Annotated in this window: 23 protein-coding genes, 1 tRNA gene and 1 riboswitch; of the genes, 18 read left to right on the top strand and 6 right to left on the bottom strand. The window is 56.4% G+C overall.

All coding sequences use genetic code 11. The features are described from left to right. Positions 1-130 precede the first annotated feature (130 nt). From DW088_RS05085 to ppdK, 5 genes are all read left to right on the top strand, one after another. Positions 131-952, top strand: a complete 822-nt coding sequence (locus DW088_RS05085) for a Cof-type HAD-IIB family hydrolase (protein ID WP_118359992.1) — start codon at positions 131-133, stop codon at positions 950-952. Between the two features lie 150 nt (positions 953-1,102). Then, entirely contained in the window at positions 1,103-3,667 is a 2,565-nt protein-coding gene (locus tag DW088_RS05080; RefSeq protein WP_118359990.1) for a DNA translocase FtsK, read from the top strand. Between the two features lie 90 nt (positions 3,668-3,757). After that, complete coding sequence (locus tag DW088_RS05075) at positions 3,758-4,252, top strand: flavin reductase family protein (protein WP_118359988.1); 495 nt, start codon at positions 3,758-3,760, stop codon at positions 4,250-4,252. Between the two features lie 124 nt (positions 4,253-4,376). Further along, the gene (locus DW088_RS05070; protein WP_158574614.1) at positions 4,377-6,011 is read left to right on the top strand and encodes a trypsin-like peptidase domain-containing protein; all 1,635 of its coding nucleotides are present in this window, start codon (positions 4,377-4,379) and stop codon (positions 6,009-6,011) included. A 302-nt stretch (positions 6,012-6,313) separates the two neighbouring features. Continuing rightward, positions 6,314-8,947 (top strand): pyruvate, phosphate dikinase, encoded by a 2,634-nt coding sequence (gene ppdK / locus DW088_RS05065; RefSeq protein ID WP_118359984.1) that lies wholly within the window; start codon positions 6,314-6,316, stop codon positions 8,945-8,947. A gap of 159 nt (positions 8,948-9,106) precedes the next feature. Here the strand turns inward: ppdK and DW088_RS05060 are convergent, their stop codons facing one another. The 4 genes from DW088_RS05060 to sigK all read right to left on the bottom strand — a co-directional run bounded on the left by DW088_RS05060 (position 9,107) and on the right by sigK (position 12,485). Continuing rightward, entirely contained in the window at positions 9,107-10,861 is a 1,755-nt protein-coding gene (locus tag DW088_RS05060) for a 1-deoxy-D-xylulose-5-phosphate synthase (protein WP_118359982.1), read from the bottom strand. A 120-nt stretch (positions 10,862-10,981) separates the two neighbouring features. Continuing rightward, positions 10,982-11,446 (bottom strand): zinc ribbon domain-containing protein, encoded by a 465-nt coding sequence (locus DW088_RS16035; protein ID WP_199720412.1) that lies wholly within the window; start codon positions 11,444-11,446, stop codon positions 10,982-10,984. 123 nt (positions 11,447-11,569) lie between these two features. Beyond that, positions 11,570-11,643 (bottom strand) — tRNA-Gln (locus DW088_RS05050). 134 nt (positions 11,644-11,777) lie between these two features. Then, complete coding sequence (gene sigK, locus DW088_RS05045; RefSeq protein WP_118359980.1) at positions 11,778-12,485, bottom strand: RNA polymerase sporulation sigma factor SigK; 708 nt, start codon at positions 12,483-12,485, stop codon at positions 11,778-11,780. 345 nt (positions 12,486-12,830) lie between these two features. On the opposite strand from sigK, the gene yajC reads away from it, so the two are divergent. The 11 genes from yajC to DW088_RS04990 all read left to right on the top strand — a co-directional run bounded on the left by yajC (position 12,831) and on the right by DW088_RS04990 (position 21,910). Then, complete coding sequence (gene yajC / locus DW088_RS05040; protein ID WP_242988051.1) at positions 12,831-13,184, top strand: preprotein translocase subunit YajC; 354 nt, start codon at positions 12,831-12,833, stop codon at positions 13,182-13,184. Between the two features lie 60 nt (positions 13,185-13,244). Further along, positions 13,245-13,661, top strand: coding sequence for a TIGR04086 family membrane protein (locus DW088_RS05035; protein ID WP_118359978.1), 417 nt, complete (start codon positions 13,245-13,247; stop codon positions 13,659-13,661). Between the two features lie 12 nt (positions 13,662-13,673). Next, entirely contained in the window at positions 13,674-13,817 is a 144-nt protein-coding gene (gene scfA / locus DW088_RS05030; RefSeq protein ID WP_110435348.1) for a six-cysteine ranthipeptide SCIFF, read from the top strand. Positions 13,818-13,887: 70 nt separating this feature from the next. Further along, on the top strand, positions 13,888-15,267 hold the full coding sequence (scfB, locus tag DW088_RS05025; protein ID WP_118359976.1) for a thioether cross-link-forming SCIFF peptide maturase: 1,380 nt from the start codon (positions 13,888-13,890) through the stop codon (positions 15,265-15,267). Between the two features lie 98 nt (positions 15,268-15,365). Next, positions 15,366-15,860 carry an NAD(P)-binding domain-containing protein gene (locus tag DW088_RS05020; protein WP_118359974.1) on the top strand — a complete coding sequence of 165 codons (495 nt, stop codon included), beginning with the start codon at positions 15,366-15,368 and terminating at the stop codon, positions 15,858-15,860. Positions 15,861-15,931: 71 nt separating this feature from the next. After that, positions 15,932-16,465 (top strand): hypothetical protein, encoded by a 534-nt coding sequence (locus tag DW088_RS05015; RefSeq protein ID WP_118359972.1) that lies wholly within the window; start codon positions 15,932-15,934, stop codon positions 16,463-16,465. A 338-nt stretch (positions 16,466-16,803) separates the two neighbouring features. After that, a complete protein-coding gene (locus DW088_RS05010; protein WP_118359970.1) occupies positions 16,804-17,268 on the top strand; it encodes a MarR family winged helix-turn-helix transcriptional regulator in 465 nt (154 codons plus the stop codon). Further along, on the top strand, positions 17,261-18,211 hold the full coding sequence (locus DW088_RS05005) for an AEC family transporter (RefSeq protein WP_118284652.1): 951 nt from the start codon (positions 17,261-17,263) through the stop codon (positions 18,209-18,211). Before DW088_RS05010 ends, DW088_RS05005 begins: the two co-directional genes overlap by 8 nt. A gap of 698 nt (positions 18,212-18,909) precedes the next feature. Next, the gene (gene pdxR, locus DW088_RS05000) at positions 18,910-20,316 is read left to right on the top strand and encodes a MocR-like pyridoxine biosynthesis transcription factor PdxR (protein ID WP_118359968.1); all 1,407 of its coding nucleotides are present in this window, start codon (positions 18,910-18,912) and stop codon (positions 20,314-20,316) included. 87 nt (positions 20,317-20,403) lie between these two features. Next, positions 20,404-20,904 carry an RNA polymerase sigma factor gene (locus tag DW088_RS04995; RefSeq protein WP_118359966.1) on the top strand — a complete coding sequence of 167 codons (501 nt, stop codon included), beginning with the start codon at positions 20,404-20,406 and terminating at the stop codon, positions 20,902-20,904. Beyond that, positions 20,870-21,910 (top strand): hypothetical protein, encoded by a 1,041-nt coding sequence (locus DW088_RS04990; protein ID WP_118359964.1) that lies wholly within the window; start codon positions 20,870-20,872, stop codon positions 21,908-21,910. The genes DW088_RS04995 and DW088_RS04990 overlap by 35 nt, the downstream gene beginning before the upstream one ends. A 33-nt stretch (positions 21,911-21,943) precedes the next feature. On the opposite strand, the gene dinB is transcribed toward DW088_RS04990, so the two are convergent. Further along, positions 21,944-23,158 (bottom strand): DNA polymerase IV, encoded by a 1,215-nt coding sequence (gene dinB / locus DW088_RS04985; protein ID WP_118359962.1) that lies wholly within the window; start codon positions 23,156-23,158, stop codon positions 21,944-21,946. Positions 23,159-23,256: 98 nt separating this feature from the next. Beyond that, a riboswitch (TPP riboswitch) is annotated at positions 23,257-23,359 on the top strand. 72 nt (positions 23,360-23,431) lie between these two features. Here dinB and thiS point away from each other — a divergent pair. Both thiS and thiF read left to right on the top strand, forming a co-directional pair. Next, positions 23,432-23,626, top strand: coding sequence for a sulfur carrier protein ThiS (gene thiS, locus DW088_RS04980; RefSeq protein WP_199720411.1), 195 nt, complete (start codon positions 23,432-23,434; stop codon positions 23,624-23,626). Positions 23,627-23,835: 209 nt separating this feature from the next. After that, positions 23,836-24,471, top strand: coding sequence for a sulfur carrier protein ThiS adenylyltransferase ThiF (thiF, locus tag DW088_RS04975; protein WP_117751049.1), 636 nt, complete (start codon positions 23,836-23,838; stop codon positions 24,469-24,471). Positions 24,472-24,523: 52 nt separating this feature from the next. On the opposite strand, the gene mscL is transcribed toward thiF, so the two are convergent. Further along, on the bottom strand, positions 24,524-24,937 hold the full coding sequence (gene mscL, locus DW088_RS04970; protein WP_118359960.1) for a large conductance mechanosensitive channel protein MscL: 414 nt from the start codon (positions 24,935-24,937) through the stop codon (positions 24,524-24,526). Between the last annotated feature and the right edge of the window lie 5 nt (positions 24,938-24,942).

Raw genomic sequence — 24,942 nt, 5'->3', positions numbered from 1 at the left:
GAGCAAAATCCGAATTTGTCAAGAACAAATGTTCGATTTTTTATTTGCTTGCAATTTTTGCCCAGCTGCGGTATGCTGAATAAGATGGAAAATATGCGGCGCAGCAGCGCCAGTATCAGGAGGAAAGAAGATGAAAAAAATCGACCTTATCGCGCTCGATTTAGACGGAACCGCGCTCGATCCGCAGAATCAGGTCTCTCCGGCGACCGCCGATGCCGTGCGCCGTGCCCGCGAGAGCGGTATTCATGTTGTGGTCTCCACCGGACGAATCTGCGGTGAGGCACGCGACTTTGCACTCATGCTCGGCACGGATGACCAGATGGTCACCTCGGGCGGCGCTACGCTGTCGAGCGTGTCGCAGGAGCGCTGCACCATGCGTATGTCCATGCCGTGGGAAGCTGCCGTGCGTGCGTCTGCCGTGGTGGAGCGCATCGGCATGATCACGATGGTGTATGTAGGGGAGACGTTGCTCATTACTCCGTATGATGATATCGAATTTGGTAAGTATAAGTCGAATGAAGGTTATTTAAGCTCAAAAAAAGTTGTGCCGTCTGTCGCGGAATATATTGCCACAAACCATATTTCGGTCGATAAAATGTTCATCCGCAGCCAGGACCCGGTCATGCTCGTGCGCGCCCGTGCGCAGCTGGAACAGATCCCGGGTATCCGCGTGATGAGCAGCGCGGCTGACAACCTCGAGGTCATCACGCCGGCCGCGGACAAGGGCGTTGCTCTCGGCATGCTGTGCCGCGAGCTGGGCACCGACCTCGACCACGCCGCGGCCATCGGCGACAGCGAAAACGACCTTGAAATGCTGAACGCCGTGGCCCTCCCGATTGCGATGGGAAACGCGAGCGCAGCCGTTAAAAATTTGTGCCTGCGCGAGACGCTCACCAACGCCCAGGACGGCGTAGCAGCCGCCATCGACCGCATCATCGCAGAGAACGGCTAAACGAGCAGACCGGCCGCTGTTTTCCGGAAAAACAGTGGTAAAAATCGGATTTCTATGCTATAATATACTTGCAGAGTATCCGCAGAAAGCGGAAAAACGGCGCAGAACGCCGTCAGATTGAATCACAAAGAAAGTTGAAGGATAGAAGTTTTGGCTGCAAGGAAAACCACAACTAAAAAATCGACGAAAAGCGCGCCCAAGGGCAAGCGTGCGGCACAGCCGCAGCCGGAGGAACTCGGTCCGATCCTGTCCCGTCCGGTCTGGGGCGCAATCTGGGGCATTGTCGGTCTGCTGTGTCTGTTGTCGATCCTGCCGATCGACGGCGTGCTGCTCAAGTGGCTGCACCGCGGCATCGGTGCGCTCATCGGCAAGGGCGCGTATGTCATGCCGTTTGCGCTGATCGGCATCGCCGTGCTGCTGTTTGCGCGTCCCAAGGGTCCTGTGCGTCTGCGCGGAACGTGTATCGCGCTCATGCCGCTGCTGATCGGCAGTATCATTCACGCCTTTTCGTGTGCAAATGAGTACGACCTGTCCATGAGCACGCTCAGCGGTCTGCTCTCTACCGGCATGGAAAGCTCGTCCGGCGGTCTGCTGGGCGGCGGTCTGTACATCCTGCTCGAGTGGGCGCTCTCGTCCATCGGCGCACTGCTCATCCTGCTGGTGCTGTTCATCGTGTCGCTGTTGGTGGCCTGCCGGATTACGCCGCAGGCGCTGTACGATATGATCCGACCGCCCGAGTATGAATACGAGGACGAGGAAGAACGTGAGCGCTATGAAGCGCCGGTTCAGCTGCCGAACATCCACGAAGCGGCAGCTGCGCATGCACAGCGCCGAGAGGAACGCCGCGCGCACCGTAAATCTGACTTTGACATCCCGATTGACACTGACCCGCCCGGAGAGGATAAGCCGGGCGAGGAACTGATCGACCCGCGAAAGCGCAAGGGCAAGGCCATCGCACCGGACGAATATCTGCGCTCACTGCGTGATAACGTGAAGAAAAAGGCCGGAAGCATTATGGATCTGGTTGAAAACAAGCAGCCGGAGGAAGAAACGGCGCATGTTTCCGAGCCGGAGCCCGAGCATGAGGCGGCTCCCGCACCGGCATCCAAGCCGAAAAAAACCGAGAACATCTCGGAAATCGAGCAGGCGGCCATGAACGAGCAGATCGACGAGAGCCAGAAGGCCCCCGCGCCGGTGTACGACTACCCGCCGATCGACCTGCTGACGCAGGGCAAGCACGCTTCGGTAGCCGGTGCGGAGACCGAGCTGCGCGAAAGCTCGGCGTGCCTGCTCGATACGCTCGACTCGTTCAACATCGAGGCACAGATCATCGGCATTGTCCGCGGACCGTCGGTCACCCGCTTTGAGCTGACCATCCCGCGCGGCATCAAAATCTCGCGCATCACCGCACTGGCGGACGACATTGCACTGTCGCTCGGCGCGGCAAACGTGCGTATCGCGCCCATTCCGGATAAGGTCGCGGTCGGCATCGAGGTGCCGAACAAAACCGTCAATACGGTCTTTATCCGCGAGTGTATCGGCTCGCCTGCGTTTGCCAACGCGAAAAGCCGCCTGTCCTTTGCCGTCGGCAAGGACATCACCGGCAAGCCGGTCATCGGTGATATTGCCAAGATGCCGCATATGCTCATCGCCGGTACGACCGGCTCCGGTAAGTCGGTGTGCATCAACTCCATGCTGATCTCGCTGCTCTACAAGTCCACGCCGGAGGAGGTCCGCCTGATCATGGTGGACCCGAAGATGGTCGAGCTGGGCAACTATAACGGCATTCCGCACCTGCTGATTCCGGTCGTTACCGATCCGAAAAAGGCCGCCGGTGCGCTCAACTGGGCAGTCGGTGAGATGGAACGCCGCTACAAGCTGTTCGCAGACCATCAGGTGCGCAATCTGGTCGGCTATAACGACCTCATGCGTTCCGAAAAGGCCAAAGCCGAGCAGACCGAGGACGGTCATCCCGAGCAGTATCAGGTGCTGCCGCAGATCGTCATCGTTATCGACGAGCTGGCTGACCTGATGATGGTCGCCGCCAAGGAAGTCGAGAACTCCATCTGCCGTATCGCACAGAAGGCACGAGCCGCAGGCATGCACCTTGTTGTAGCAACGCAGCGTCCGTCGGCTGACGTTATCACCGGTATTATGAAGGCAAATATCCCGTCGCGTATCGCGTTTGCGGTAGCCAGTCAGATCGAGTCGCGTATCATTCTGGACACGACCGGCGCAGAAAAGCTGATCGGCAAGGGTGATATGCTGTATGCGCCGCTCGGTGAGGGCAAGCCGACCCGTGTACAGGGCTGCTTCATCTCCAACGAGGAGATCGAAGCTGTTATTGCCCGCATCAAGGAGACCAGCACCGCCGAGTACAGCGAGGAAATCCTTGAGCACATCGAGCAGCAGGCCGAGCAGGTGGGCAATAACAAGGGCGGCAGCAGCGGCACGAACGATTTGGGCGACGATGAGGATGAACTCATCGAGGAAGCCATCGAGGTCATCATGGACTGCCGTCAGGCATCCACATCCATGCTGCAGCGCCGTCTGAAGCTGGGCTATTCGCGTGCCGCGCGTATCATCGACCAGATCGAGGACCGCGGTATCATCGGCCCGTCCGAAGGCTCCAAGCCGCGCCAGATCCTCATCTCGCGTGAGGACTGGCAGGAGATGAAACTGCGCCGCACAATGCCGCTCGACAAGCAGCAGTAATGGAAAATGAACGCTATCTTTGTGCCGTTCTATAATTCTCCATTCTCCATTTTCAATTTGCTAAACAAATCTCTTAGGAGGTAATATATCATGAAGAAGATCAACATTGCCGAAAAGACTTTCAATCCGTTCGACCTGATCGGTCAGAAGTGGATGCTGATTTCCGCAGGCACCGAGGACAAGTGGAACACCATGACTGCAAGCTGGGGCGCCGTAGGCGTTATGTGGGGCAAGCCGAGTGCGACCTGCTATATCCGCAAGAGCCGCTTCACCAAGGAGTTTGTAGATGCGGGCGAGTATTTCACCCTGACCGTGCTCAAGGACGGCAACCGTGATGCGCTGAACAAGATGGGCTCCAAGTCCGGCCGTGACATGGATAAGATGCATGAGAGCGGCCTGACGCCGGTATTCGTCGAGGGTCAGCCGACCTTCGAGGAGGCCGAGTTGGTACTCATCTGCCGCAAGCGCGGTGTGACCGACATCGCACCGGACGATATGGCTCAGGAAGTGCAGGACAAGTGGTACGGCGATCACGACTACCACACCATGTATATCGGCGAGATCGTAGCCGCTTACGAGAACTGATTTCACAGAAAATTCACCAATTCCTCACGGTTTTAGTGTATCATCAAGAAAGAAGTACAGGGTCGCTCTGCGGCCCTGTATCCCAATCCACAAACCCACGCCTCAAAAGGGAGGAATGCAATTCGTGAAAAAACGATTGCTCAGTCTGATCACAGCGGCTGCGCTGATGGTCGGCATGCTGCCTGCGGCTTTTGCGGGCTATGAAAACTTTACCTCGAAAACAACGTATCCTGCCGGACAGTTCACCGACGTGCCCTCAACCGAGTGGTACGCGCAGAATGTTCAGGCGGCGTATGAATACAAGCTGGTGGATGGCGTAAACGCGACCCAGTTCAAGCCGAACAGCAACCTGACGATTGCTCAGGCAATCAAACTGGCGGCTTGCCTACATAGTATATATGTTAAAGGCAGTGCGGATTTTGACAAAGTCCGTCCATGGTATCAGCCGTATGTGACGTATGCATTGGAAAATGGTATTATTAACACGACTTATGTGAATTACGATCAGCCGGCGACCCGAGCACAGTTTGCGTCCATCTTTGCAAACGCGCTGCCGGAGGACGCTCTGACCGCGATTAACGACATTGCGGACGGTGCGATTGCGGACGTGGAAATGTCGGCAGGCTATGCCGCTGATGTGTACCGTCTGTACCGCGCAGGCGTGCTCACGGGCAGCAACAACGCGCACGATTTCAAGCCGAACACCAATATTCGCCGCAGCGAAGTCGCGGCTATCGTCACCCGTATGGCAAAGCCGGATCTGCGGCAGAGCTTCACCATCGAAGCACATGTCGGCATGACGGCGGACGAGGTGTTCAGCGCCTGTGTACCGGCGATTTTCAAGCTGTACGCCTACGATTACAAGAACAACATCCTCGGCATCGGCAGCGGCGTTGTGCTCAGCGCACGCGGCGACGCGGTGACCTGCGGACACCTTGTCAACGGTGTTTACCGCCTTGTGGCCGAGATGTACGACGGCACCAAGCGTGAGGTCACGATCTACAACTTTGACGCGGACGCGGACATCGCGCATATCCGTGTCGTCGGCAGCACGCTGCCGTACCTCGGTGTTACCACCGAGGTCGAGAAAGGCGACACGGTCTACGCGCTCGGTTACCCGGGCGGCGGCGCCGCAACGGTTACGACCGGCAAGGTGACCGACTCGGAAAACGACGATTACCTTGCACCGATGATCGAAAGCACGGCGCAGGTCATCAGCGGCAATTCCGGCGGTGCGCTCATCAACGATGAGGGCAAGGTTGTCGGCATTACAGTCAGCAGCCATTCCGGCGGCGTACCGTCTTACTCGGTGCCGATCCGCTACCTGAACAACCTGATCGGAGACGGTACGGCGTACTCTCCCGGCGAGTATAACCGCAACCACAAGCCGGATGCGTCGCGCTGCTACAGCAAGCACTATCCGGTGCCGGATTTCGGCACGGTGACCGGTGTCACACTGCTTGGCACCATCCGGGAGGGCACCACGACCACCTACTACTACGACAGGGGAGAGGTAGAAGCCGGCGATAAGATTCTGCTCCGCTACTATGCCGCACTGGGTGAAAACACCTTCTACCAGTTCACCGGCGGCTCGTTCACCTCGTCCTCGACGTATCCGTATTCGGTCAAGCTCTACGAGACCAGCTACGACGGCATCCCTGCGATCAGTGTCGTGGTTTCCAGCAATTCCTTCGCTTCTATCGGCGGTCTGCCTCAGACCGTCGATTTTCTTTTGCAGGAATTTGTGCATTACGCCTAATGAAATGAAAGCTGACGGGCATGAAACGTATTTACGCCCAAAACACCGCAAAAATCGAGAAAAACAGGAAAAGATAAAATAAAAATCGGACAAAGTTTCTGATAAATTAAAAAGATAGATTTTACGCAAACGTTTGAGTTTTGGTTAAAAATACATGATTGGTCAAAATGCACAATATATTCGTGGGAAATCGGTATAATACTACAATGGAATATTTCACCGCTAACGTGCTATAATGTGCTTGCGTGATAAAGAGAATGAGTATTAGAGAGAGCATCAATCGAAACGGAGGAAATACCCAAATGAAAAAGTATGTTTACATGTTCCCGGAGGGCAACGGAAAAATGCGTGAGCTGCTTGGCGGCAAGGGTGCCAATCTGGCTGAAATGACCGGACTGGGCATGCCTGTGCCGCAGGGTTTCACCATCACCACCGAGGCCTGCACCCGTTATTATGAGGACGGCAAGACTATTTATCCGGATATTCAGGATCAGATTCTGGAGTACCTCGATCAGCTTGAAAAGGTTACCGGCAAAACCCTCGGCGATCCCGAGAAGCCGCTGCTCGTATCCGTTCGCTCGGGTGCACGCGCATCCATGCCCGGCATGATGGATACCATCCTTAACCTCGGCATGAACGACGAGATCTGCGAAGCAGTTGCCAAGCTGACCAATAACCCGCGTTTCGCACGCGATTCCTACCGCCGTTTCATTCAGATGTTCTCTGACGTTGTTATGGAGCTGCCTAAGTCCACCTTCGAGCAGTTTATCGACCAGGTAAAGGACAAAAAGGGCGTTAAGATGGATAATGAACTGGACGCGGACGATATGTCCGAGCTGATCGTTCTGTTCAAGGATCACTACAAGAAGTCCCTCGGCGAAGATTTCCCGCAGGACCCGAAGAAGCAGCTGATGGAGGCTGTCCGCGCGGTATTCCGCTCGTGGGATAATCCGCGTGCGAACACCTACCGCCGTATGAACGACATCCCGCACAGCTGGGGCACTGCCGTAAACGTACAGTCCATGGTATTCGGCAATATGGGCGAGACCTCGGGCACCGGCGTAGCCTTCACCCGCAACCCGGCCACCGGCGAAAAGAAGCTGTACGGCGAGTTCCTGATGAATGCACAGGGCGAGGACGTTGTAGCCGGCATCCGCACGCCGCAGCCGATCTCCGCGCTGGCAGATACCATGCCGGAGGTTTATCAGCAGTTTGTTGACATTTCCAGCCGTCTTGAGAAGCATTACGGCGATATGCAGGATATGGAGTTCACCATCGAAAACGGCAAGCTCTACATGCTGCAGACCCGTAACGGCAAGCGCACCGCACAGGCAGCACTCAAGGTAGCGGTTGATCTGGTAGACGAAGGCGTCTGCACCAAGGAGCAGGCGGTTATGAAGGTCGAGGCAAAGCAGCTTGACGCACTTCTGCACCCGACGTTCGATCCGGCAGCTCTCAAGGCAGCTACGCCGATCACCACCGGCCTGCCGGCATCGCCCGGTGCAGCCTGCGGCGCGGTTTACTTCACCGCAGATGCTGCAGCTAAGGCCCACAAAACCGGAATCAAGGCTGTCCTCGTCCGTCAGGAGACCTCTCCGGAGGATATCGACGGCATGGCCGTATCCGAAGGCATCATGACCGCCCGCGGCGGCATGACCTCGCACGCAGCCGTAGTAGCACGCGGCATGGGCACCTGCTGTGTAGCAGGCGTAAACGGCATCAAGGTTTCCGAAGAGGATAAGACCCTGACCTTTGCCGACGGCACGGTAGTGCACGAGGGTGACGTTATTTCGCTCGACGGCTCCACCGGCAATGTATACCTCGGCGAGATCGCAACGCAGGAGGCTGAGCTGACCGGCGACTTCGGCCGCTTCATGGGCTGGGCTGACGAGATTCGCACCCTGCACGTTCGCACCAACGGCGATACCCCGCGTGATGCAACGCAGGCCCGCAAGTTCGGCGCAGAAGGCATCGGCCTCTGCCGTACCGAGCATATGTTCTTCGAGCCGGCCCGCATCAAGGCGGTTCGTGAGATGATTATTTCCGATACGCTCGAGCAGCGCAAGGCGGCTCTGGCCAAGATCCTGCCTATGCAGCGCGGCGACTTTGAGGCAATTTACCGCGCGATGGGCGGCCTGCCGGTAACCATCCGTCTGCTTGACCCGCCGCTCCATGAGTTCCTCCCGCACGAGGATGACGAGATCAAGGAGCTGGCCGATGAGATGGGCGTATCCTTCGACAAGCTCAAGGGCAAGGTAGAAAGCCTGCACGAGTTCAACCCGATGCTGGGTACCCGCGGCTGCCGTCTGGACGTTCTCTATCCGGAGATTGCCGAGATGCAGACCGAGGCTATCGTATCCGCAGCTATCAACGTCTGGAAGGAAGACGACCTGCATATCACGCCGGAGATCATGGTTCCGCTGGTATCCGAGGTCAATGAGCTGCGCTTCGTAAAGAAGGTTATCAAGGCTAAGGCTGACGAGCTGATCGAGCAGTCCGGCCTGAAGATGAAGTATATGGTCGGCACGATGATCGAGACGCCGCGTGCCGCAGTTACCGCAGGCGATGTGGCCAAGGAAGCGGAGTTCTTCTCCTTCGGCACCAACGACCTCACCCAGATGACCTACGGCTTCTCCCGTGATGACGTGGGCCGCATTCTGGAGACTTACTTCGATAAGAAGATCCTCGAGTCCGATCCGTTCGCTCGTCTGGACCAGAACGGCGTAGGCCGCTTGATCCGCTTCGCTGTTGCAGAAGGCAAGCGCACCCGTCCGGACATCAAGCTCGGCATCTGCGGCGAGCACGGCGGCGACCTGTCCTCCGTCGAGTTCTGCCACAATGTTGGTCTGAATTACGTTTCCTGCTCGCCGTTCCGCGTGCCGATCGCACGTCTGGCAGCAGCACAGGCTCGTGTAAAGGAACTTGGACTGGCATAAACCTCCCCAAACTTGACATACAGCACGAAAGGCTTCGGAGCATTGCTCCGAAGCCTTTCGTGTTTTTTCATGCACAAATATGTGCAACAGTGTTTAGAGAATCATAGGGCAACCCGCCCTGCGGAGGAGAGTTACCGAATGCCTAATAGAAAGGGAATCTTACAGAACCTTCTCCACATCCTCCGCAATCTGTTCTGCGGTGAGGTGATTGTCCTTCAGTACCTCGTCTACGTCATAGCGGTCGAGGAACTCCTTCTTGAGACCAAAGTTCAGTACCTTCATGTCAGAGTCGCCGTAGAAACGCGCAATCTTCTCACCGAAGCCGCCGTCGAGTACGCCGTCCTCGAGGGTGATGACCACATCGTGCTCCGCCTTGAGGCTCTCGAGCAGGTCAGTATCCACGCCGGTGATATAGTACGGGTTGATAAGGGTCGGCTGTACGCCGGTCTTTTTCTTGATGAGCGCCGCCGCCTGATCGCCGAGCGGGTAGAACGAACCCAGACCGATCACGGCAACCCGGGCACCCTTCTCCTTAACCTCGTAGGTGTTCAGCCTGCCGAAGTCTTTGGTAACAGCCTTTCCGTCCGAAACCAGTGCGCCGCCCGGCATGCGGATAACGACCGGATGCTCGTTCTGCTCAATGCTCCAGTCGAGCATTGCCAGATATTCTTCCTTGGTAGTCGGCGCCAGATAAACCAGGTTGGGGATGTTCGCCAGCATCGGAATGTCGTACAGACCGAGATGCGTTACATCGTTCATGCCGTAAACCGAGCCCCACGCAACGATAATGGTAGCCGCGTTGCTGTTGATGCACAGGTCCTGCGAAATCTGGTCATAAGCGCGCTGAATGAACGTGCTGTACACGCCGTAGACCGGCTTGCCGCCGTTTGCCGCAATGCCGGACGCCAGTGCAACCGCGTTCTCCTCGGCAATGCCTACGTCGATGAACTGGCTGCCGGCCTTCTTACGCATCTCCTCGGTGAAGCCGAGCACGGTCGGCGTACCCGAGGTGATCATGCACACAGACGGGTCATCCTGTATCTTCTTCATCATAAAGTCGAGCGTAATACTCTCATAGCACTCGCCGCTCATGTCCATCAGCGGCTCGCCGGTCTCCGGATGGAACGGCGCACAGTAGTGCCATGCCTCCCTGTGCTGCTCGGCAGGCGCGTAGCCCTTGCCCTTCTGGGTGACGATGTGCACAATAACCGGCTGCCTGCTGTCCTTGACGGCCTTGAACGCCTCAATGAGCGAAGCAATATCGTTGCCGTCGGCTACAAAGCGGTAATCCAGACCCATCGCGCGGAACAGGTTGCACTCGGCCTTGCCGCCCGTCTCGCGCAGCAGGCGCAGGTTCTGATACAGACCGCCGTGATTCTCCGCGATGGACATATCGTTGTCGTTGACAAGGATGATCAGGTTTCCGTCCAGCTCTGCCGCATAGTTGAGTGCTTCGAGCGCTTCGCCGCCGCTGAGCGAACCGTCGCCGATGATAGCAACCACGTTGCCGTCCTCACCCTTGAGGTCGCGGCCCTTGGCCAGACCGCAGGCCAGACTGACCGAGGTGGAGGTGTGACCGATGGTGAAATGGTCGTGCTCGCTCTCGTGCGGGCTGCTGTAGCCGGAAACGTCGTCGTAGTGCTCCTCGTAGAGAAAGGCGTCCTTGCGTCCGGTCAGCATCTTGTGCGGGTAGGACTGGTGGGAAACATCGAATACAAACTTATCCTTCGGGGACTCGAATACATAGTGCAGTGCGATGGTTGCCTCTACCATGCCGAAATTCGGACCGAAATGGCCGCCGTGACGGCTCAGCTTGGTCAGCAGTGCATCACGTATTTCGGACGCAAGCGCGGTCATCTGCTTAATGTTCAGCTTCTTCACGTCAGCGGGACCGTTGATGTTCTCGATATACATAGTTTTCCTCCTGAATATTTTTTCTAAACTCACTCTATCACTTGGAGTGTGCTCCAAGTCAAGCGGTTTTACGAAAAATTATGCAAAAATAAAAGCACCTGATACCAGGTGCCTTAATACTCAAATAGATGCGGAAAACGCTTCTCCATTCACCGTCCAGTGCGCTGTTCCGTCCTGCACATACAGCTCGGTGCCGCCGCGTTTGCAGCCGGCGTTCAGAAAAACAGCTGTGCCGTCCGGATTCAGGCGATAGAGATTGTAGCCGAAGTCCTCGGCAGCGCGGTAACGCACGGTGTGCCCGAACACAAAGCCGACCAACGTGCCGTCGTCCAGAGAAACATAGTTGGTAAAATCAAAGCCCGCATACGGCGTCGCGCCAAGCTCGGACTGCTTCATCAGACCGCGCTCGCGCTGATAGGCAGGGGACTCGAGATAAGCCATGCTGTTCGGATACAGCATCGCGTACGAGGGATATTTTTTGCCGGAGGGGACAGCACCTGCGCCGACCTCACCGACTTTTGTGCCGCAGTTCATGCAGAATTTTGCGCCGTCCGGCAGCTGCGTGCCGCAGTTCATGCAAAACATGGTAATCGCTCCTTTACATATACTTTAGTATATCGGGAGAGAGACCGTCTGTCAAATAGCCGTCACAGGAAAACCACGAAAAGGAAAAAGAAAAACCGTCTTTTCAAAAAAGACGGTTTTCGGTGGCAGCCGAAGAAGGATTCGAACCCTCACAAACAGAGTCAGAGTCTGTCGTGCTACCTTTACACAATTCGGCTATTTGTTAAGTTTTGCTGTCGCTTTTGATGACTCATCGCTGACGACTTGTTTAGTATATATCAGAATCCGGGATTCGTCAACCCTTTTTTCAAAAAAAATTAAAATTTTTTTCGGAAGGGGACAACCGCCGCTTTTACGGCGGCCGTCCCTCGCGTTCGAGAGCCTCCCGCAGCTTTTCGAGCGCACGCTTTTCAATGCGCGAAACATAGCTGCGCGAAATACTCAGCCGCGCGGCAATCTCACGCTGCGGCAGGGGAGATGCCAGACCGATGCCGTACCGCAGGCGGATGATCTCGCGTTCACGCGGAGAGAGACAGCCTGCCAGCGCGCGGTGCATGGCATGGTACCGGTCCTGCTCCTCAACGGCGGACAGACCGCTGTCCTCGCAGCAGATGATATCCTGCAGGGCAAGCGCATTGCCGTCGCCGTCCGACTCGAGCGTGTCCGAGAGCGAAAGCTCGCCCGCACTCTTGCGCTTCTGCCGGAAATACATCAGCAGCTCGTTCTGGATACATTTGGAGGCGTATGTCGCCAGGCGGATATTCTTATCCGCCTTAAAGGTGTTCACCGCTTTGATGAGCCCGATCGTGCCGATGGACAGCAGATCGTCCTGCTCCGTACTTACGGCGTAATACTTTTTCACAATATGTGCTACCAGTCTGAGATTGTGCTCGATCAGCTTTTCCCGTGCCTCGGCGTCCCCGTCCTGCTGCATGCGGCGCAGCAGAACCGCCTCCTCATCGGGCGTGAGCGGCTTGGGAAACGACCCGTCCGCGCCCTGTACACGCAGCACAAAGAAGAAAAATGCGCCGCCGAGCGCAAATAAAGCAGGGAAAAGCATGGTCAGCACCTCGTTTCGATAAGATACTGCTATTTTATGCTGCGAATAGCTTAGGTAGCACAAATAAAGAGGCAGTACCGCATAATACAGCAAGAGCGATTTACGAGCAAATTTTGCGTACTGATTAGGCGCGGTTTCACAGCAATACTTTGTGTACTGCAAGAAATTGCGGCAGCGCGGATGGAACTCGCGCAAGAAACCGAGGCCGATATCAGGATACAAAATTTCCGTAAAGCGCCGCAGCTGAATTATGTGGTATTGCCTCCAAAAAGGACTTGTAATTTGACAGAATATCCAGTATAATATAGTGAGTATTTACAGCAAATTGCATAGGGAGGTGTAACCATGGTTATGGCATTGGACAAAATGCCGGCTCTGTCGGATTATGGCGCGATCATCGCGCAGTTTTTGCCGTTTGTAGTTCTGATCGTCGTATTCTACTTTTTCCTGATCCGTCCGCAGCGCAAGCGCGACAAGCAGGAGCGCGATATGCGTAACTCCATCGAGATCGGTGATGAGATTTCCACCATCGGTGGTTTTATCGGCCGCGTAGTCAGCATCAAGGACGACGTTCTGGTCATCGAGTCTTCGAGCGACCGCACGAAGCTCAAGATTTACCGCTGGGCAATCCGCGGTAAGGAGGCTCCGGCGACCGAGACGGTCGAGGCGCCCAAGGAAGCAAAGAAGGACGCAAAGTAATAACCCCATTTCTTGCCGAATAGCATGACATATAAATAAAATTCGGCGGGAGGCTATGAAATGATGAGAAAAACCAATGAGGGTCAGTCACCGGTCGGTATCCTTTTGCCGTCGGTGCTTGCCGGATTGCTCGGTACTCTGCTGTTGATGCTGCTCGGTGCGGTGCTCGTTCACCGCGGCACATTGACAGAAGGGGCAATAGCGCCTTGTGCACTGGTGTTCCTTGCACTCGGCAGTGCGCTTGCCGCACTGGTCGCTGCAAAGCGCGCAGGCGAAAACCAGTTTTACTGGTCGCTCGGCGCAGGTTTTGCGGTTTTTCTGATCCTGCTGATCGTTGCGGTGCTGCCGCTCGGTCAATCCATTCATTTTGTACGCACGGTGATCAGCCTGCTCTGCTCGTTGATCGCCTCGGCACTGGGCGGTTACGCCGGTGCCAATATGCGGAAAAAGAAGCGTTACAGCCACATCAAAAAATAGGAGGGAAATCAAATGAAGCATATTTCTACCCTGACTTCTGCAACCCTGAAGCAGACTGCAGCACACGGCGGCTGCGGCGAGTGCCAGACTTCCTGCCAGTCCGCATGCAAGACCTCTTGCACCGTGGCAAACCAGAAGTGCGAGCACGCAAAGTAATCACGCTTAAAAGGAATATGCAAGGCGCGCCTGCGGGTGCGCCTTGTTCCTGTATATCGGAGGAAAATAAATGATTCATCGTTATCAGAAAAAAGGGCTGAATTTCGTGCTCGATGTCAACTCGGGCGCGGTACATCTGCTCGATGACATCAGCTATGCAGTGTCCGGACTGCTGGATGAAAACATGGGTGATACCTGTCCGCAGAGCATCGTTGACGCCCTGCCGGACTACACCGCGGACGAGATCCACGAGGCATATGACGAGCTGTACGAGCTGAAAAAGGCTGGTCAGCTGTTCGCGCAGGATGACTACATCGATGTAAGTCGCTACATTCCGGTGAATGCACCGGTCAAGGCTCTGTGCCTGCACGTAGCGCACGACTGCAACCTGCGCTGCAAGTACTGCTTCGCATCCACCGGCGACTTTGGTCAGGGCCGCAAGATCATGCCGCCTGAGATCGCCAAGAAGGCCATCGACTTTGTTATCGCGCGTTCCGGCGTGCGTCACAACATCGAGGTCGATTTCTTCGGCGGTGAGCCGCTCATGGCGTGGGATACCGTTACCCAGACGGTCGATTATGCCCGCAGCCTGGAGGAGAAGCATAACAAGAAGTTCCGCTTCACTATCACCACCAACGGCCTGCTGCTCGATGAGGACAAGCGCAAGTACATCAACGAGAACATGGACAACTGCGTGCTGTCGCTCGACGGCCGCCGTGAGGTCAACGACGAGTTCCGCAAGACGGTAGCCGGTACGGGCAGCTACGACACCATCGTGCCCAAGTTCAAGGCGCTGGTGGACGAGCGCGACCCGAACCTCGATTACTACGCGCGCGGCACGTTTACCTCGCACAACCTCGATTTTGCTGAGGATGTGCTGAGCATCGCGGATGCAGGCTTTGACCGCCTTTCCGTCGAGCCGGTAACGGCTGACCCGGGCTGCGGCTACGACTTGACCGAGGACGATCTGCCGAAGATTGAGGCCGAGTACGACCGTCTGACCGATATCATGCTCGAGCGTAAGAAGGAAGGCAAGCCGTTTACCTTCTTCCACTTCATGGTCGATCTGGATCAGGGTCCGTGCGTTGTTAAGCGTCTGCGCGGCTGCGGTGCGGGTTATGAGTATGTAGCCGTAACGCCGGACGGCGATATCTATCCCTGCCACCAGTTTGTCGGCAAGGATGAGTTCAAGCAGGGCAGTGTGCTCGACCAGTCCTTCAATATGGACATCGCGCAGAAGTTTGCCGGCATGAACATCTATTCTCGTCCGAAGTGCCAGAAGTGCTGGGCGAAGTTCTACTGCTCGGGCGGCTGCTCGGCAGCAAACTACAACATGAACCACGACATGAACGACTCCTACGACCTCGGCTGCGAGATGGAGCGTAAGCGTCTGGAATGTGCAATTTACCTAAAGGCAATGGATAAAATTTGTGCAAATCAGTCGAAGTGATGAATTGCAAAAAGAATATGTAAAATCCGTTGCGAAACGGGCTGTTTGTGCGTATAATTGCTCTTGTATTTGTACTGCCCTGTGAAGGAGATGATATTATGCCGCAGAATGTACTGGTTTCCGTGCTTGGTGAAGGTGAATATCTTCAGAAGCTGATCCGCGCCATCCTGGAGAAGGAGGTCATACCGCAGCGCAATCTGTTCCTGTCCGCGAAGAATGCGGCGGCCTGCAAGGCTGCAGAGGGCTACGACGAGGTTCGTATCTGCGAGGACGAACTTGCTGCCGTGATCAAGAGTGAGATCGTGCTGCTCACCGCTTCGAAGCGTGAAATGCCGACCGAGCTTGCCAAGATTTCCAGCAGTTCGCAAAAGCGCGTGGTAGTTTCCGTGTGCGACAGCGAAAAGGTGGATCTTGCGTACCTGGCTGACCGCATCGCCGCTGCAACCGAGTTGATCGCGGCCGTGCTGCACCGTGACGAGGAAGGCAAGCTGTATGCAACCTACGAGATCAACAAAAAGGCACGCCCGTTCCTGCGCCAGCCCTGCAAGGACATGGTGAACGCGATGTGCGAGATGATCAACGAGGAAGGCTAAGTCCGTCTGTTGTTCTAAAAAGATAAAACCGGGAATATGCTGTTCTATGACTTTTCCAAGGGGGAAGACGTATGAACAAACAGCATATTCTCGGTTTTTTTGACGATTTGGTGCGGACACCGGTGTTCCTGTTCCTGTGTGCGATGTTCCTGTGCGGTGCAGCGGCGGGCGGTCTGACCGGTCTGCGGGCCAGCGAAGGGGACGGCGCGGCAGTGCTTTCCGGTCTGCTGGCTGAATTGCCTGCGCATGTGGTGCAGAGCACGCTGTGCGCGCTTATCTGGGTGCTGCTGCCGCTCGTGTGCGCCTTTCTGCGCCCGAGAGAGCTGCTGCTGAGTGCGGTTGCCGCAGCACGCGGCTTCGTACTTGCCATGACCGTCGCGGTCAGCGTGGGAGAAGGAAACGCCCTCATCATCGGAGCAGCCGGCGTACCCGCCGTGCTGAGCGTCTCCGCGCTGCTTGCCGCATGCTCTATGGTCTGGCAGGGCGGTGAAGCCACCGGACGGTATTCGCTTCGAACGTGCAGGATGCCGTATTTCCTGTGTATTACGCTCGCCGTGCTGAGCGCCCTCCTGAGGGCCGCGATAGCGGCACTGTGCAATGTGTAAGTCTGTATAAAAATGCACAAATGCACAGTGAAATGATGCAGAATTGAAAATGGCCTATCCTTGCGCGAGTTTCGTTTGTGCTGCGTATGTGACGGTTGCATTTGTTCATTATCAATGGTGCCAATCCGATAGACGGCGGGGGGAGGGCGGGCAGCCCTCACCCCGCCGTTTTCCAAACCGATTCACGACCACGTCGATTTTCCTTTCTTCATTATTTAGCTCGAAAAATCCTATATCCATTGACGCAATCATTCGATTGCGCCTTTTTTGTTGCAAGCTCGACAATTTTATGCTAATATTTAGTTAGATTAACGAACTAACGGAGGGACAGCACGAACATGGAAGACGCAGAGCAGCTCAATTCCTTTCTGGTCGATGTGTTCGGCCGGATCAACAAAATCGAAGAACGCGCCATGGCGGGCGGACTGGGCAGCGCGGTGTCCATCACTGAAATCCATATCATCGAGAAGATCGGTGACAGGGAACCTGTGCGTATGAGCGAGGTTGCCAGGTCAATCGGCGTAACACTGGCCACGCTGACCGTTGCGTGCGACAAGCTGGTCTCCAAGGGACTGGTGCGCCGCGTGCGCAGCCAGGAGGACCGCCGCGTTGTCAATATCATGCTCACCGACAAGGGCAGAGCCGCCTACGAGTACCACAAGGACTTTCACGAGCGCATGATCGCGTCTTTGGTGGACACGCTCTCACCCGAGCAGACCGCGCTTCTGGCGCAGAGCTTGGAGAAACTGCAGGACTTCTTCCGCCACGAGGAAGCAGCTGTGGAGGGAGAAACCAATGGATAACCTGATATTCTGTCTGAATGCCACCGTGCCGATTTTTGCGATCATCGTGCTTGGCCGCTGGCTGCGCAGCAAAAACTTTTTCACCAAGCAGACGCTGACCGACATTGACCGTCTGTCGTTCAAGGTGCTGCTGCCGATCCTGCTGTTCCGCGATATCGCGCAGGGACGCATCACCGAGCAGTTCGACCCCGTGTTTTTCTTTTTCTGCGCGGGTGCGACGACGGTGTATTTTTTTGCCGTCTGGATCGGCGCGTCCCTCTTTCTCAAAGATAAGAGCATGGTTGGCGCGTTCACGCAGGGCGCTTTCCGCGGCTCGCAGGCGATTCTGGGCGTGGCCTTTGTGCAGAATCTATACGGCAATGCCGGTCTTGTGCCGCTGATGATCGTGGCAAGCGTGCCGCTGTACAACATCTTTTCGGTGCTGGTGCTGACTGTCACCGCGCCGGACGCACAGCAGGCGGACCACCGCGGTCTGGTCGGCAAAACGCTGCGCGGCATCATCACCAACCCGATCATACTGGGTATTTTCGCGGGTCTGCCGTTCTCGCTCCTAGCAATCGACTTTCCGCCGATGCTGGACAAGGGTCTGTCCATGCTGGGCAACTGTGCAACGCCGATGGCGCTGCTGAGCATCGGCGCGGGCTTTGAGGGCGCAAAGGCAATCAAAAAGCTGGGCCCGACTTGTGCAGCCGTGTTTATCAAGCTGGTGCTGCTGAGCGTTATCTTTCTGCCGATGGGCGTGGCGCTCGGCTTCCGCGAGCAGACACTGGTGGCTATCGTCATCCTGTGCGGTGCGCCGAGCACAGCGTCCGGTTATGTTATGGCGAAAAATATGGGCGGCGATCATGTGCTGTCATCGTCGATCATTGTGCTCAGCACGGCGTTGAGTGCGGTTACGCTGACATTGACGCTGTTCATTCTGCGTTCGATGGCGCTTATTTAACGTAAGTTTTTCGCCTTCGAGGCGAGGGGAACTGCGCTGACGCCGCGCAGGCGCACAAGAGGGATAGACACCTAAGGTTTCCACCCCTCTTGTGAATCTCCCCGTTTCCTCTTAGCACGGCGGCTATCAGAGAACTGAGACTATGGGGGAACGGCCGTACTGTTCATCTTCCGTAGGGGCGGCCAATGGCCGCCCATTTCTCAACCGCAGATGCTCAAGCTGTTTTCTGACTGCTACACAGATCGGCGGCTCTACGCTGGGTGCGGCATAACAGTGCCGCACGAATCGTTAGTCTGGAGATTGTAGACAGCACCTGCGAATATAGACACTTGGTAACATTTATCTTCGTAGGTGCCGTCTGTGATAACACGCTAACGAATTGCGCGACACGGGTATGTCGCGCCTGCTGGAAGTAGCCGGTCTGTGTAGCAGTAAGCTATCCGGGAACTGCGAATATTTTACGAAACAAACGCAAGAGTAACCCGACTGCCGTACCCCTATTTTCGCAGCGGTCGCCGGTCTCTGGTCTGCGCCAGACTATGACAGGAAACGGGTGATTCACAAGAGGGTAGAAACCTTGGTGTCTACCCTCTTGTGCGCCCGCGCGGCGTCAGCGCAGATTTCGTTCGCTTCGCAAGCGATAACTCATAAAATCAGCACAGATTTTGCAAAAGACGCAAAGAAAGGAGCCTCCGGCCATGCTGACTTACCACCTTAAACCGCACGATCAACAGCCGCTCTACGAGCAGCTCTACCACGCTGTCCGCGCGGACATCATGTCCGGCGCCTTGCCCGGCGGCACGCGCCTGCCGAGCAAACGCAAGCTGGCGGCTAATCTGCGCGTCAGCCAGATCACCGTGGAAACCGCTTACGGCCAGCTTGCCGCCGAAGGCTACATCGCCTCTGCGCCACGGCGCGGCTACTTTGTGCAGGAGCAGCTTGCTGTGCCGGTTTCCGAGCCACAGGAGCCATCTACACCGCCTTTGCCGCCGATTTCCATCTCTGAGGAGACCTATCCTTACGATTTTCGCACAGATTTTGTCGATAACGGCTGCTTTCCGTTCTCCACATGGGCGCGGCTGTCGCGCAGTGTGCTGAGCGAATACTCGAGTGCGCTGCTCCGTGCGACCGACCCATGCGGCGCGGCGGAACTTCGAGAGGAGATCGTGCGCTACCTGCACGACTTCCGCGGCATCAACGTCTCGCCGGACAACATCCTGATCGGTGCAGGATCGGAGTATCTGATGCACCTTGTCATTCAGCTGCTCGGCCGCGACCGCGTGTACGCGCTCGAGAACCCCGGCTACCGCAAGCTGTACCAGATTTTCGCAGTGAACGGTGTGACCGTGCGTCCGACACCGCTGGACAAGCACGGTCTGCGTGCTGACGCGCTGGCCGCGAGTGACGCATCGGTGGTATACCTTACGCCGTCGCACCATTTCCCACTGGGCACGGTTATGACGGCTGCCCGCCGACTGGAAATCCTCCGCTGGGCGTCGGAAGCGCCCGACCGCTACATCATCGAGGATGACTACGACAGCGAATTCCGCTATGCCTCACGCCCGATTCCGGCGTTGGGTGAGCTGGACAGGACCGGACGCGTTGTGTACGTCAACACCTTCGCGAAAAGCCTTGCCCCCGGACTGCGCATCGGCTATCTGGTGCTGCCGAATGCGTTGATGGCGCGCTATCGTGAACGGTTTTCGCGGTACTCATCTACCGTGCCGAGCTTTGACCAGTACACGCTGGCGGCCTTCATGCACACCGGCGGCTTCGAGCGGCACATCAGTCGCAGCCGCAAGGTCTATCAGGCACGCCGCGACGCGCTCATGGCCGCGCTTGACCGCGAGCTGGCCGATCTGCCGCATGAGGTCTCGCGCTCGGAAGCCGGTCTGCACCTGCTGCTGCACATGCGCAACGGCATGCTCGAGCACGAACTTATTGAGCGTGCAAAGGCGGTTGGTGTGCGTGTTTACCCGCTTTCGGCGTACTATACGCCGCCGGTCAAGCCACCGCGAGCAACGCTTGTGCTCGGCTATGCCGGCCTGACCGAACAGCAGATCGGCGAGGCGGCAAAGCTGCTCAAGCAAGCCTGGACAAAATAAATGCAACCCGAAGTGCGATAAATTTCTGCGAAGATTTGTAGCACTTCGGGTTTTTATTTCGTATTACCGGTGAAAGGAGGATGGAGCATGACTGCAAAAACACCCGAACAACTCGTCAGCGTCTACGGCGACATGGTATACCGATTGGCGTATGCGCAGACGCGCAGCCGTCACGACGCGGACGATATTTTTCAGGAGGTCTTTCTCCAGACCGTGCGTAAAAAGCCGGTTTTCGACAGCGAGGAGCACGAAAAGGCATGGCTGCTGCGGGTGACGCTCAACTGCCTGAAAAGCCACTGGCGCATGGCATGGCGGCGGCACGACACACCGCTCGATGACCGCATTCCGTTTCCCGAGCCGGAGGACAGCGCACTGGATGAAGCCCTGCGGCGGCTGACGCCTAAGTACCGCACGGCAGTGCATTTATTCTACTGCGAGGGCTACACCGCAGAGGAGATTGCGCGCATGAGCGGGGAAAAACCGTCCGCAATACGTACACGGCTGACACGCGCACGGACACAGCTGCGCGAATTGATGAAAGGAGAGTTGGACGATGGATTTTCACAAGCAGTACCGCGGCATGAATGAGAATATCACGCCGAGCGACGCACTGGTGCAGCAGACAATCGCCAAAATGGAGAGCGGCAGGCCGCACAGAGCGCGAAAACCGCTCAAGATCATCCTTGCGGTTGCGGCGGCACTGGCCTGCGTGAGCACCGCCGTAGCCGCCAATCAGGAGGCGGTTCTGCGGGTGCTGTACCAAATTGCGCCCGGCATGGCGGAGTACCTGCAGCCGGTCGGGCAGGTCTGCGAGGATCAGGGCGTCAAGCTGGAGGTCGTTTCGGCGGACGTGGAAGGCAGCACGGCAAAGGTGTATTTGTCGCTGACCGACACCACCGGCAGCGTGTTCGGCGATGCCGCGCCGGATATGTACGACAGCTGGCATTTGGATTATCCGCGCTTGGGCAGAACTGCACCGCTGTCCTGCGGCTGCTCGACGGTTGACTACGACCCAAGTACCCACACGGCAACGTATTTTCTTCAAATTGACGATTTGGGAGGAGATATTCCGGCAGGCGCGTTCGAGTTTTCGTTTAACAAGCTGCTGATTGGCAAAGTGGAACAGGAAGGCGTTCCGGTAACGGCGGATTTGTCCGCTGTGCCGCAGAATGCACCGACCGAGAACCACGATATCAACGGTCTGAGTGCGTCGGATATCTCGCTGTACGAAACCATGCACGACTATGATTTTCTTGTTCCGCAGGGCACGCTTTGGCAGAGCGAGGACGGCAATGTTACGCTCACTGCGGCAGCGTGGCACGATGATGCACTGCACCTGTCATACCGCACGGAAGGCAAGCTGTCGCGCGACAACCATGCAAATTTTGGGGTACTCCGCATGACGGACGGCACTGAGCTTTGGCGAGATTACGACGTTTCCTACATCGATTCTGACGCGGATGCAGAAGTCACCGAGTACGTTTTCCCGATGGCATACGAGGATGTTGCCGGCTGTACACTTACCGGTGATATCTACACCGCAAGCAACCTGATGGACGGCAGATGGGCGATTTCCTTTCGGCTGACGCAGTAACGCAAAATGAGGACATATCCGGTAGATATGTCCTCATTTTTTATCTGTTTTATCCTTTTTCTTCACCGAATGCGCGAACATAACGGATTGATCACCGAATTTCTGTCGCAGTGCGTCAACCGTCTGGTCGAGCTTATGCTGGCGGTCGCGCTTTTGGATATCCTCGGCGGCATCAAACAGCGAAAGCTGCTCGCACGACTGATTTTCCGGCAGCAGATTGGCTGCCGTGACCGACAGCAGGCGCACCGGCTTGTCCATCGGCCAGTGCCCGAGCAGCAGCTGCATGGACAGATCGATGAGCGTCCGCGTGGAGTTGGTCGGCCGCTCAAGCGTTACCTGCCGCGAGCGGTTGTGAAATTCCGGGTCGCGGATGCCGAGCTGCACGGTCTGGCACACCATGCCGCGCTTTCGCAAACGTCTGCCGACATTGTCGCACAGCGCCGTAATGCCCATGCGGCATTCGTCCGCGCCGAGCAGATTGTGCGCGAACGTCATGCTGTTGCCGACCGATTTGACCTCGCGTTCCGCGTAAAACGAGCGCACCGGCTCATCGTCCTCGCCTCTGGCATAACGCAGCAGAAGATCACCGTTTTTGCCCAGAATGCTGTGGATAAATGCCGGATCGCAGGCGGCAAGTTCGCCGATCGTGCGCACGCCCAGTCGATTCAGCCGGTCGCTGGCGCGTTTGCCGACATACAGGAGTGTGTTCGCGGGCAAGGCCCACACGCGCTGCTTGAAATTTTCGCGCGAAAAGACCGTCGTGCCGTCCGGCTTTTTGTAATCGCTGCCGAGCTTGGCGAACGCGCGGTTGAACGACACGCCGACCGAGATGGTCAGTCCGACCTCCTCGCGCATGCGGCGGCGCAGCTCGTCCGCGATATGCTCGCCGGAGCCGAACAGGTGCATCGAGCCGGTGACATCAAGGAAGGATTCGTCAATGCCGAACGGATCGACAAGATCGGTGTACTGCAGGTACAGCTCGTTGCATTTGCGCGAAAACTTCACATATTCGCTTCGATGCGGTGCTACCAACCGTAAATCCGGGCATTTCCGTTTCGCCTGCCAGATGGTCTCGGCAGTTTGTACGCCGAAGGCTTTGGCCTTCTCGTTCTTGGCGAGAATGATGCCGTGGCGGCTCTCCGGATCACCGCAGACGGCGGTTGGACCATCGGCGAGCGACGGGTCGAGCAGCGTTTCCACACTCGCGAAAAACGAGTTGCAGTCGCAGTGCAGAATGGTTCTGTCCATCGGTCATCATCTCCTTTCGAACGAATGTTTGCATTGTATAACTGCATTATATCCGAAAAAAATGTGCTTGACAAGTGGGAGAATGAGGTGCATACTGTATTTGCAAGCAAGGGTGCCGTGATGAGCGGCTGAGAGGGCGAGAGCCTAACCTTTTGAACCTGTTGGTTAGCACCATCGTAGGGAAGCTGTCGCATATACTTGAAATTTTAATGCTCCGGTTTTACCGAATGGTGAAACCGGAGCATTTTTTCTTGCAGAAAAGAGGATATTTGCATGAAAGTAAACGGTAACGAGCGCGCTGTTCCCGCAGAAGGAACCGTACTGGCGCTGCTGAAGGAGCTGGGTCACGACCCGCAGCGTGTGGCTGTCGAGAAGAACGGCACCATCATTCCGCGCGCGCAGTTCGCGGAAGAGAAGCTGACCGATGCAGACCATCTGGAAGTCGTATGCTTTGTGGGCGGCGGCTGATATTCTTCGATTGAAACTACAGTTTCAATCGAGAGGGGACATACCGCGTAAGACGCGGATATGTCCCAAAGAAATTTGCGCGCCGCAAGCGGTACACAAATTTCTTACTGGTATGAAAACCGAGATACATGCTCCCGGTTTTCATAGAAATTGCAATGCAATTTCTTTCCGATTAAATGCACGCTGCGCGTGATTACAGGAGAAAAATCATGATTTTAACCAAAGAACAACTGCATGACGCACTGGTGGAACGCCACGGCGCGGATATTCAGGCTAAGCTGGACAAGGCGTGTGTCGGCATTGCGGGTTTGGGCGGACTTGGCTCCAACCTTGCGATTTTTCTGGCGCGGCTGGGTGTCGGTCATCTCATCCTCGTGGATTTCGATGTGGTGGACATCACCAACCTCAACCGACAGCATTACACGATGAAAGACCTCGGTATTCCGAAAACGCTCGCACTTGTCGAGCAGCTTGAGGCCATCAATCCCTATCTCACCTACGAGACTTACACCGAGCGGGTCGTTCCGTCTAACGTGGAGCGGCTGTTCTCCGGCTGTGATGTGGTCGTAGAGGCGTTCGACAAGCCGGACCAGAAGGCCATGCTGCTCGAGAATCTGCTTACCAGACTGCCGGAAAAGCCGGTCGTGTCGGGCAGCGGCATGGCAGGCTACGGCTCAGCGAACCTGATCAAGACCGAAAAACGCTTCGGCCATGTGTACCTCTGCGGCGACGGTACAAGCGATGTAGCCGACGGTCTCGGTCTGATGGCGCCGCGCGTAGCGGTCTGCTCGGCACATGAAGGCACGATGGTGCTGCGCTTGCTCATTGGAGAGACAGAGCCGTAACGGCAAATAAAAAGGGCGAACCGACCGGTTCGCCCCTCGCACGGCTATGTAATTATCCCTTGGGCTGATCGGAACCGCAGTGTGCACACTTGACGGCCTTGATCGGAATTTCGCTGCAGCAGAACGGGCACGTTTTGGTGGTCGGCTCTGCGGGTGCTTCCGGCTTTTTGCCGAGCGCAGTCAGCTTATTGACCGCCTTGAGCAGACAGAACAGCACGAACGCCATGATCAAAAAGTTGATGATCGAGGTGATGAATGCACCGTAGCGCAGTTCCACACCGCCAATCTTGAGCACGAACGCGCTCAGGTCGGTGCTCCCGGCCGCACCGAGGATCGGGTTAATGAGGTTATCGGTCAGTGAAGTCACGATGCTGGTGAACGCACCGCCGATGATAACACCGATTGCCATGTCCATCACGTTGCCGCGCAGCGCGAAGGCTTTGAATTCTTCGATAAACTTTTTCACTTTTA

Source organism: Butyricicoccus sp. AM05-1 (genome assembly GCF_003474415.1).
GTDB lineage: Bacteria > Bacillota > Clostridia > Oscillospirales > Butyricicoccaceae > Agathobaculum > Agathobaculum butyriciproducens.
The sequence above is the reverse complement of the archived record's forward strand: the minus strand, read 5'-3'. Positions and strand labels throughout refer to the sequence as shown.

Excerpts from the sequence above, each read along its gene's own strand:
- DW088_RS05085 (WP_118359992.1), top strand. The coding sequence starts at position 131 with ATGAAAAAAATCGACCTTATCGCGCTCGATTTAGACGGAACCGCGCTC.
- DW088_RS05075 (WP_118359988.1), top strand. The coding sequence starts at position 3,758 with ATGAAGAAGATCAACATTGCCGAAAAGACTTTCAATCCGTTCGACCTG.
- ppdK (WP_118359984.1), top strand. The coding sequence starts at position 6,314 with ATGAAAAAGTATGTTTACATGTTCCCGGAGGGCAACGGAAAAATGCGT.
- DW088_RS05060 (WP_118359982.1), bottom strand. The coding sequence starts at position 10,861 with ATGTATATCGAGAACATCAACGGTCCCGCTGACGTGAAGAAGCTGAAC.
- DW088_RS16035 (WP_199720412.1), bottom strand. The coding sequence starts at position 11,446 with ATGTTTTGCATGAACTGCGGCACGCAGCTGCCGGACGGCGCAAAATTC.
- sigK (WP_118359980.1), bottom strand. The coding sequence starts at position 12,485 with ATGCTTTTCCCTGCTTTATTTGCGCTCGGCGGCGCATTTTTCTTCTTT.
- yajC (WP_242988051.1), top strand. The coding sequence starts at position 12,831 with ATGGTTATGGCATTGGACAAAATGCCGGCTCTGTCGGATTATGGCGCG.
- DW088_RS05035 (WP_118359978.1), top strand. The coding sequence starts at position 13,245 with ATGATGAGAAAAACCAATGAGGGTCAGTCACCGGTCGGTATCCTTTTG.
- scfA (WP_110435348.1), top strand. The coding sequence starts at position 13,674 with ATGAAGCATATTTCTACCCTGACTTCTGCAACCCTGAAGCAGACTGCA.
- scfB (WP_118359976.1), top strand. The coding sequence starts at position 13,888 with ATGATTCATCGTTATCAGAAAAAAGGGCTGAATTTCGTGCTCGATGTC.
- DW088_RS05020 (WP_118359974.1), top strand. The coding sequence starts at position 15,366 with ATGCCGCAGAATGTACTGGTTTCCGTGCTTGGTGAAGGTGAATATCTT.
- DW088_RS05015 (WP_118359972.1), top strand. The coding sequence starts at position 15,932 with ATGAACAAACAGCATATTCTCGGTTTTTTTGACGATTTGGTGCGGACA.
- DW088_RS05010 (WP_118359970.1), top strand. The coding sequence starts at position 16,804 with ATGGAAGACGCAGAGCAGCTCAATTCCTTTCTGGTCGATGTGTTCGGC.
- DW088_RS05005 (WP_118284652.1), top strand. The coding sequence starts at position 17,261 with ATGGATAACCTGATATTCTGTCTGAATGCCACCGTGCCGATTTTTGCG.
- pdxR (WP_118359968.1), top strand. The coding sequence starts at position 18,910 with ATGCTGACTTACCACCTTAAACCGCACGATCAACAGCCGCTCTACGAG.
- DW088_RS04995 (WP_118359966.1), top strand. The coding sequence starts at position 20,404 with ATGACTGCAAAAACACCCGAACAACTCGTCAGCGTCTACGGCGACATG.
- DW088_RS04990 (WP_118359964.1), top strand. The coding sequence starts at position 20,870 with ATGGATTTTCACAAGCAGTACCGCGGCATGAATGAGAATATCACGCCG.
- dinB (WP_118359962.1), bottom strand. The coding sequence starts at position 23,158 with ATGGACAGAACCATTCTGCACTGCGACTGCAACTCGTTTTTCGCGAGT.
- thiS (WP_199720411.1), top strand. The coding sequence starts at position 23,432 with ATGAAAGTAAACGGTAACGAGCGCGCTGTTCCCGCAGAAGGAACCGTA.
- thiF (WP_117751049.1), top strand. The coding sequence starts at position 23,836 with ATGATTTTAACCAAAGAACAACTGCATGACGCACTGGTGGAACGCCAC.